This window comes from Pseudophaeobacter sp. A-200-2, from assembly GCF_041008815.1.
Lineage (GTDB): Bacteria > Pseudomonadota > Alphaproteobacteria > Rhodobacterales > Rhodobacteraceae > Phycobacter > Phycobacter gallaeciensis_A.
On the sequence record NZ_JAXGFU010000026.1, the window covers coordinates 1 to 1,661 of the forward strand.

The window sequence follows — 1,661 nt, forward strand, 5'->3', positions numbered from 1 at the left end:
GGAGAGACCTATTCTTGACGGCAGAGCCCGTCTGGGCAAATCTGACAGGGCATCCGGTTCGCCGGATGCCCCATGATCTGCTGACCTAAGCAGCCAGATTTTCCCGACGTAGGACGTTATCACTGACAATGCAAGCAGGTTTTCCGTAGATCCGGACGAGCGCGTCCAACTCCCGGGCAACGCGCTCACCTGAAATGCTGGTGTCTGCCGCCAGGCACAGGTTTTCCCGGCAGCAGTCGTCATTCACGGCCAGGATGCGAAACTTCCGCGACGCGCCGAAGCTGTCTGCCAGGAAATCCAGGGACCAGCGCTGGTTGGGCTGTGTGGCTTCGGGCATCGGCGTTCTCGAGCCTCGGGCGCGTTTGCGGCCCCGCCGCCGTTTCACTGCAAGGCCCTCCTCCCGGTAGAGGCGGTAAAGCTTTTTGTGGTTCATGATCATGCCTTTTCGCTCAAGCAGCACGCCGATCCGCCGGTAGCCGAACCGGCGGCGTTTGCCAGCGATCTCCTTCATCTCCTGGCGGATCTCAGGATGGTCGGGCGGGCGTTCGCGCCGGACCGTCTTGGGGTCGACACCGACAAGCCGGCAGGCCCTGCGCTACGAGATGTCATGATCCCGCATTGCATTGAGCGCTGCCTCTCGCCGCTCCTTCGGTGTCGTCAGCTTTTTCCCAGCAGGTCTTTCAAAACCACGTTGTCGAGCATCGTGTCTGCCAGCAGCCGCTTCAGCTTGGCATTCTCATCTTCCAGCGCCTTCAGCCGCGCAGCCTCCGATACCTCCATGCCGCCATACTTGGACTTCAGCTTGTAAAAGGTCGCCGGGCTCAGGCCGTGCCGACGGCACACCTCCGCTGTCGGCATCCCGGCTTCCTGCTCTTTGATCATCCCGATGATTTGCGCCTCGGTGAAACGGCTCTTACGCATTCGTCTGCTCCTACATAGGTTGGGCAGACTCTACTTCATGGTGAGGGATTTTGCGGGGGGCAGGTCAAGCCCCATCGCATTCGAGAGAAAGGCCCGGAAAGTGAGCTAAACGCTCTCCACTAAATCAGGGCAAGTCCAGCCATCGTCAGCTCCGCCATAGACGACTTTGCCAAGGTTGCTCTCTTGCGCGCCTTCGAGAAGGAGCATCGATTGCTAGCCGCGGTCGATCACATCGCGCAAAGGCACGCGAGAAGCAAAGGCCCCATGACAGCCGAATCTCGCAATTAAAGGCAAAACTCAATGCCGAAAGCGTCTCGTCTCAGATTTAAGGGAAACGCGACACCTCCAGCCGGGAAGGCGACAGTCCCGTCCTGCCAGAACTTCTGAACCAGCTCCCGGACGACGAAGACATCGACACCGTGACCGCAGATGGCGCCTACGGCACCCGCCGCTGCCACAGTGCCATCATGGCACGCGGTGGCACGGCTATCATCCCGATCCGCAAGAATGGCCGAGCGTGGAAGGAGGATTGCCCAGCCGCCCGGGCCCGCAACGAAACCCTGCGCGCCACACGTCACTACGGCCGGGCGTTCTGGAAACGATGGACGGGATACCACATCCGCAGCCGTGTAGAAGCCAGGATGCGCTGCCTCAAGGCTTTCGGCGAGCGCATCGCCGCGAGAGACCCAGATAGCCAAACCGCTGAAATCCACATCCGCGTCGCACTCATCAACCGCTTC

The 1,661-nt window shown here is 60.7% G+C and carries 2 pseudogenes; one reads left to right on the top strand and one right to left on the bottom strand.

The features are described 5' to 3' along the window. Positions 1–115: 115 nt before the first annotated feature. Positions 116–921: pseudogene (locus SM766_RS20840) on the bottom strand (IS3 family transposase); the annotation flags it as partial. Between the two features lie 341 nt (positions 922–1,262). On the opposite strand from SM766_RS20840, the pseudogene SM766_RS20845 reads away from it, so the two are divergent. Further along, positions 1,263–1,661, top strand: a pseudogene (locus SM766_RS20845) (IS5 family transposase); the annotation flags it as partial.